Source organism: Sphingobacteriales bacterium (assembly GCA_012517435.1).
Classification (GTDB): domain Bacteria; phylum Bacteroidota; class Bacteroidia; order CAILMK01; family JAAYUY01; genus JAAYUY01.
The window spans coordinates 21,472-27,500 of record JAAYUY010000214.1 but is presented as its reverse complement, the minus strand read 5'-3'; the positions used below and the strand labels follow the sequence as shown (position 1 = coordinate 27,500).

Below are 6,029 nucleotides of genomic sequence, written 5' to 3'. Positions count from 1 at the left end.
CACCTACCCGAAGCTTATCGCAGCCTATCACGTCCTTCATCGCCTCTGAAAGCCTAGGCATTCCTCGTACGCCCTTATTTGCTTTCTAAAAAAATTGATTATAAACAGTCTGTAAAAGAACAATATTTTAGGCCGAATGCCTATATGGTGGAGAATATCGGGCTCGAACCGATGACCTTCTGCGTGCAAGGCAGACGCTCTAGCCAACTGAGCTAATTCCCCTGATTATTTTCGTAGTCCCGCGCAGATTTGAACTGCGGACCCCTACATTATCAGTGTAGTGCTCTAACCAGCTGAGCTACGGGACTGTAGAAATAATAGGGAAAAGAAATAAAAAAGGTTGTGGAAGGTAAGGTAAGAGCAAATATCTCTAAAAAGGAGGTGTTCCAGCCGCACCTTCCGGTACGGCTACCTTGTTACGACTTAGCCCCAGTCATCGAATTTACCTTGGGCAACTCCTTTCGGTCATCGACTTCAGGTACCTTCGACTCCCATGGCTTGACGGGCGGTGTGTACAAGGCCCGGGAACGTATTCACCGCACCATTGCTGATATGCGATTACTAGCGAATCCAACTTCATGGAGTCGAGTTGCAGACTCCAATCCGAACTGAGGTTGCTTTTAGGGATTGGCTCCCTGTCGCCAGGTGGCAGCCCTCTGTAGCAACCATTGTAGTATGTGTGTAGCCCTGGACATAAAGGCCGTGCTGACTTGACGTCATCCCCTCCTTCCTCACTGCTTACGCAGGCAGTTTCCTTAGAGTGCTCAGCGGACCTGTTAGCAACTAAGGATAGGGGTTGCGCTCGTTGAGGGACTTAACCCGACACCTCACGGCACGAGCTGACGACAGCCATGCAGCACCTTGCTTTGTGCTCCGAAGAGAAACCACCTTTCGGTGATCGTCACGCGCATTCTAGCCCAGGTAAGGTTCCTCGCGTATCATCGAATTAAACCACATACTCCTCCGCTTGTGCGGGCCCCCGTCAATTCCTTTGAGTTTTAACCTTGCGGCCGTACTCCCCAGGTGGAACACTTAACGCTTTCGCTTGGACACGTATAGCTAAGCCACACACGTCTAGTGTTCATCGTTTAGGGCGTGGACTACCAGGGTATCTAATCCTGTTTGCTCCCCACGCTTTCGTGCCTCAGTGTCAGTAATAGTCTAGCGAGCTGTCTTCACAATTGGTGTTCTGTATCATATCTAAGCATTTCACCGCTACATGATACATTCCACTCGCCTCGGCTACACTCAAGTAAGATAGTTTTAATGGCAGTTTTCCGGTTAAGCCGGAAGATTTCACCACTAACTTATCAAACCACCTACGCACCCTTTAAACCCAGTAAATCCGGATAACGCTTGGACCCTACGTATTACCGCGGCTGCTGGCACGTAGTTAGCCGGTCCTTATTCGTCTGGTACCGTCAATTCACTTAGAAAAGTTATTTTCGTCCCAGACAAAAGCAGTTTACGACTCATAGAGCTTTCAATCCTGCACGCGGCATGGCTGGGTCAGGCTTTCGCCCATTGCCCAATATTCCCTACTGCTGCCTCCCGTAGGAGTCTGGCCCGTGTCTCAGTGCCAGTGTGGCTGATCATCCTCTCAGACCAGCTATCCATCGTAGCCTTGGTGGGCCATTACCACCACCAACTAGCTAATGGACCGCATGCCCATCTCTAACTGCCTGAGCTTTAATCTGTTAACGATGCCGCTATCAGATATTATGGAATATTAATTTCGATTTCTCGAAGCTATTCTCCGGTTAGAGGTAGGTTACATACGTGTTACTCACCCGTGCGCCACTCTCATATTGATTGCTCAATATTTACCGTTCGACTTGCATGTATTAAGCCTGCCGCTAGCGTTCATCCTGAGCCAGGATCAAACTCTTCATGGTAAAAAGGTTTTTATATTATGCTCAGTACCTTACGCTTTTTTCCACAACCTTATAAAGAACTTTTATATCAACCCTTGCGGTTGTACTTAAATTTTCAAACTTAAAAAGGACTGCAAAGATGATTCATCTTTTTTAATCCTCCAAATTTTTTTTCAAATTTTTTAAGAACTCAAAATCATTAATTATGACCGTAAAAAATTGGACTGCAAAGGTAGGGAGCTTTTTTAATCCTCCAAATTTTTTTTTAAAATTTTTTATTCTTTCTTAATCTTTTGTTAATTACTGTATATCAGTAATTTAATGAAATTGTTATGCTAATTTAAGAAAATAGCCCATTTGATTTATTAAATTATTGATAATTAAGTAATTGTGCGTTGGTTATGTTTACTTGATACTGACTCCCAGATGGTTGTATGCAGATTATCCCTACCGTACATTTTTTATGGGAATAAAGATTTTAACTACTTTTGCCGCAAAATTAATACGATAAAAATAAGAAAGATGATAACAGATTTTAAAATTGCCGACCTTTCATTAGCAGATTTTGGAAGAAAAGAAATTGAGTTGGCGGAAAAGGAGATGCCCGGATTAATGTCGATACGTGAGAAATATAGTAAAGACAAACCTTTAAAAGGAGCAAGAATCAGTGGCTCTTTACACATGACCATACAGACTGCTGTTTTGATTGAAACATTAAAAGAACTTGGAGCCGATGTCAGATGGGCAAGTTGTAATATTTTCAGCACACAGGATCATGCTGCCGCAGCAATTGTCAAACACTCAGAAGTTCCTGTATTTGCATGGAAAGGAGAAAGCCTGGAGGAGTACTGGTGGTGCACTTCAAAAGCATTGGAATTTGAAAATGGCAAAGGCCCAAATTTAATAGTGGATGATGGTGGTGATGCTACCTTATTAATACATTGGGGTTATAAGGGAGAAGAAAATCCTGAGTTTTTCAACAGAAAGCCTTCAAACAAAGAAGAAGAGATAATATTGAAATTATTGAAAGACATTTATCAGAAGGATTCTCAGCGTTGGCACCGGACTGTAAGTGAACTCAGGGGAGTTTCGGAAGAAACCACGACTGGTGTTCACAGGTTATATCAGATGTTTGAAAAAGGAGAGCTATTAATACCAGCCATAAACGTCAATGATTCTGTAACGAAATCAAAATTTGACAACAAGTATGGTTGCCGGGAATCTTTGGTAGATGCCATAAAAAGGGCCACAGATGTAATGATTTCAGGAAAAGTGGCAGTGGTTTGCGGTTATGGAGACGTTGGAAAGGGATCGGCTCAGTCATTGCGTGCCAATGGGGCAAGGGTGATTGTAACTGAAATAGATCCAATCTGTGCCTTGCAGGCTGCCATGGAAGGCTATGAAGTCAAAACAGTTGAAGATTCGCTTGAAGAAGCCGATATTTTTGTTACAGCTACCGGCAACAGGGATGTCATCACGGCTGAACACATGAGCAAAATGAAAGATCTTGCTATCGTATGTAATATTGGCCATTTCGACAATGAAATTCAGGTAAATGAACTTGAAAGAATTGAGGGCATTAAAAAAGTTAATATCAAACCACAGGTTGACAGATATATTTTCCCCGATGGTCATTCGATTTTATTGCTGGCAGAAGGAAGGCTGGTCAATCTGGGATGTGCCATGGGGCACCCGTCATTTGTGATGAGCAACTCATTTTCAAACCAGACGCTTGCACAGATCGACTTATGGAAAAATAAATATCCTGTTGGTGTTTATCGTTTACCTAAACATCTGGATGAAGAAGTTGCGCGTCTGCATCTTGAAAAAATTGGAGTAAAGCTGACAAAATTAACTGATACTCAGGCAGATTATATTGGAGTTAAAAAAGAAGGTCCTTTTAAACCCGATCATTACAGGTATTAAAAAATGGCCAGATTAAGTGTTAATATTAATAAGGTAGCCTTAATCAGAAACAGCAGGGGAGGAAATCTTCCGGATGTTATTCAGTTTGCCATTGATTGTGAACGTTTTGGAGCTGAAGGAATAACAGTACATCCAAGACCTGACGAGCGTCATATTCGTTACAATGATGTGTATGAGCTAAAAAAGGTGGTTACTACCGAATTTAATATTGAAGGAAATCCGACAAAAAGATTTGTTGAACTCGTAACAAGTGTTCGTCCAGCACAGGTAACCCTTGTTCCTGATCCTCCTGAGGCACTGACCAGCAATGCAGGATGGGATACTATTAAAAATCAGGCATTTTTGCAAGAAGTCAATGAAGAATTTCACAGGTATGGAATTCGAGTTTCCATTTTCGTTGATCCGGATCCAAAAATGGTTGAAGGAGCAGTAAAATGCCAGGCTGACAGAATTGAGCTTTATACCGAGAAATATGCAAAGTTTTATTCGGAAGATCCTGCAAAAGCCATTGAGGAATATGTCGATAGTGCAAGAATGGCAAACAATTGTGGATTGGGTATAAATGCCGGACACGACCTGAATCTCAAAAATTTACGGTATTTCAGACAGAATATTCCCGATTTGCTTGAAGTTTCAATCGGGCATGCTTTAATATCGGATGCACTTTATTTTGGAATTGAAAATACAATTCAGTTTTATTTAAGGGAATTACAATAAATTCGAAAGCCCAAAAAAAATTCATTTAAAGCGTATGACTTATGATAGATAAAGAATTAATTTTTTCAAAGAGTAAGGCTGGCAGAAAAGCCTACAATCTCCCCAAATCTGAAATTGCAGATTTTACACACAAATTACCCAAAAAATACAAGAGGGATAATTCAATACCGCTTCCAGAGGTGAGTGAAAATGAGCTTCAGCGGCACATGGTCAATCTGAGCGTAAAAAACTATCATATTGATAAAAACATGTACCCTTTAGGTTCCTGTACGATGAAATACAATCCGAAGGTCAATGAACTGACAGCCAGAATGGAGGGTTTTTTAAACATACATCCCCTTCAGGAAGATGATCAGGTTCAGGGAGCATTGGAACTAATGTGCCGATTGCAGGAATTTTTAGGCGAAATATCAGGCATGAAAGCCGTTTCGTTACAGCCCGCAGCCGGAGCCCACGGGGAATTTACCGGAATACTCATCATCAGAAAGTATCATGAAAAAAAAGGGGAATTAGACAAACGAAAAATAATTCTGGTCCCCAATTCAGCACACGGGACCAATCCTGCAAGTGCTTCATTAAGCGGATTTAAAGTGGTTTCGGTCAACTCGCTCGAAAACGGACAAGTTGATATTGAAGATTTAAAATCGAAACTTTCGGATGAAGTAGCCGGAATGATGCTGACCAATCCCAATACAGTCGGGATATTTGAAACACAAATTGAAACGATATGTGAACTGGTTCATCAGGCAGGTGGATTGATGTATATGGATGGAGCCAATCTGAATGCCATTCTTGGATTGGCACGCCCGGGTGACATGGGTTTCGATGTCATGCATTTTAATTTACATAAAACCTTTTCGACCCCTCACGGAGGTGGTGGCCCTGGTTCAGGACCAGTTGGAGTCGGTGAACGCTTGTTGGGTTATTTACCAAAGCCTGTTGTCGAGAAACATGGAGATCAATATGTGATGAATTGTGAATGTAAGGATACGATTGGTCGGGTACATGCATTCTGGGGGAATTTCAGCATGATGGTGAGAGCTTATACCTATATCCTGATGCATGGGAGTGATGGATTAAAGTCGGTGGCTGAAAATGCCATTATCAATGCCAATTACATCCTTAACAGGCTTAAAGATTATTATGATGCCCCCTATGGAAACGAAAAAATCATGCACGAAGCAATACTCTCGAGCCATTCCTTAAAAAAGAAATATGAAGTCAGTACACTTGATGTGGCCAAAAGACTGATGGATTATCAGTTTCATCCGCCAACGGTTTATTTCCCTTTGATTGTCCATGAATGTCTGATGATTGAACCCACTGAAACCGAGAGTAAGGAGCGACTGGATGCATTTTGTGATGCAATGATTAAAATAGCCGAAGAAGCTGCTTCGAATCCTGAAATTGTAAAGACTGCACCACATACATTGCCGACAGCAAGGCTGGATGATGCCTATGCTGCCAAAAATATTAATGTTTGCTGCATGATTGATTTTTAGCTTTCAGGCA

At 41.9% G+C, this 6,029-nt stretch carries 3 protein-coding genes, 2 tRNA genes and 2 rRNA genes (1 of these 7 running past the window's edge); 3 read left to right on the top strand and 4 right to left on the bottom strand.

Features of this window, described 5'->3' with window-relative positions; genetic code table 11:
• The 4 genes from GX437_11865 to GX437_11850 form a co-directional block, all read right to left on the bottom strand.
• Positions 1-87, bottom strand: a 23S ribosomal RNA gene (locus GX437_11865) (it extends 2,817 nt beyond the left edge of the window).
• Between the two features lie 58 nt (positions 88-145).
• Positions 146-222 (bottom strand) — tRNA-Ala (locus GX437_11860).
• A 12-nt stretch (positions 223-234) separates the two neighbouring features.
• Positions 235-308, bottom strand: a tRNA-Ile gene (locus GX437_11855).
• Between the two features lie 60 nt (positions 309-368).
• Positions 369-1,895, bottom strand: a 16S ribosomal RNA gene (locus GX437_11850).
• The 16S and 23S rRNA genes sit together here with 2 tRNA genes alongside, the layout of an rRNA operon.
• Positions 1,896-2,396: 501 nt before the next feature.
• On the opposite strand from GX437_11850, the gene GX437_11845 reads away from it, so the two are divergent.
• The 3 genes from GX437_11845 to GX437_11835 are packed head-to-tail and all read left to right on the top strand — an operon-like array spanning position 2,397 to position 6,019.
• A complete protein-coding gene (locus GX437_11845) occupies positions 2,397-3,800 on the top strand; it encodes an adenosylhomocysteinase (protein NLJ08352.1) in 1,404 nt (467 codons plus the stop codon).
• A gap of 3 nt (positions 3,801-3,803) precedes the next feature.
• Positions 3,804-4,517 carry a pyridoxine 5'-phosphate synthase gene (locus GX437_11840; GenBank protein ID NLJ08351.1) on the top strand — a complete coding sequence of 238 codons (714 nt, stop codon included), beginning with the start codon at positions 3,804-3,806 and terminating at the stop codon, positions 4,515-4,517.
• Between the two features lie 41 nt (positions 4,518-4,558).
• Positions 4,559-6,019: an aminomethyl-transferring glycine dehydrogenase subunit GcvPB gene (locus GX437_11835; protein ID NLJ08350.1), complete on the top strand. Its 1,461-nt coding sequence runs from the start codon at positions 4,559-4,561 to the stop codon at positions 6,017-6,019.
• Positions 6,020-6,029 lie beyond the last annotated feature (10 nt).

Excerpts from the sequence above, each read along its gene's own strand:
- GX437_11845 (NLJ08352.1), top strand. The coding sequence starts at position 2,397 with ATGATAACAGATTTTAAAATTGCCGACCTTTCATTAGCAGATTTTGGA.
- GX437_11835 (NLJ08350.1), top strand. The coding sequence starts at position 4,559 with ATGATAGATAAAGAATTAATTTTTTCAAAGAGTAAGGCTGGCAGAAAA.
- GX437_11840 (NLJ08351.1), top strand. The coding sequence starts at position 3,804 with ATGGCCAGATTAAGTGTTAATATTAATAAGGTAGCCTTAATCAGAAAC.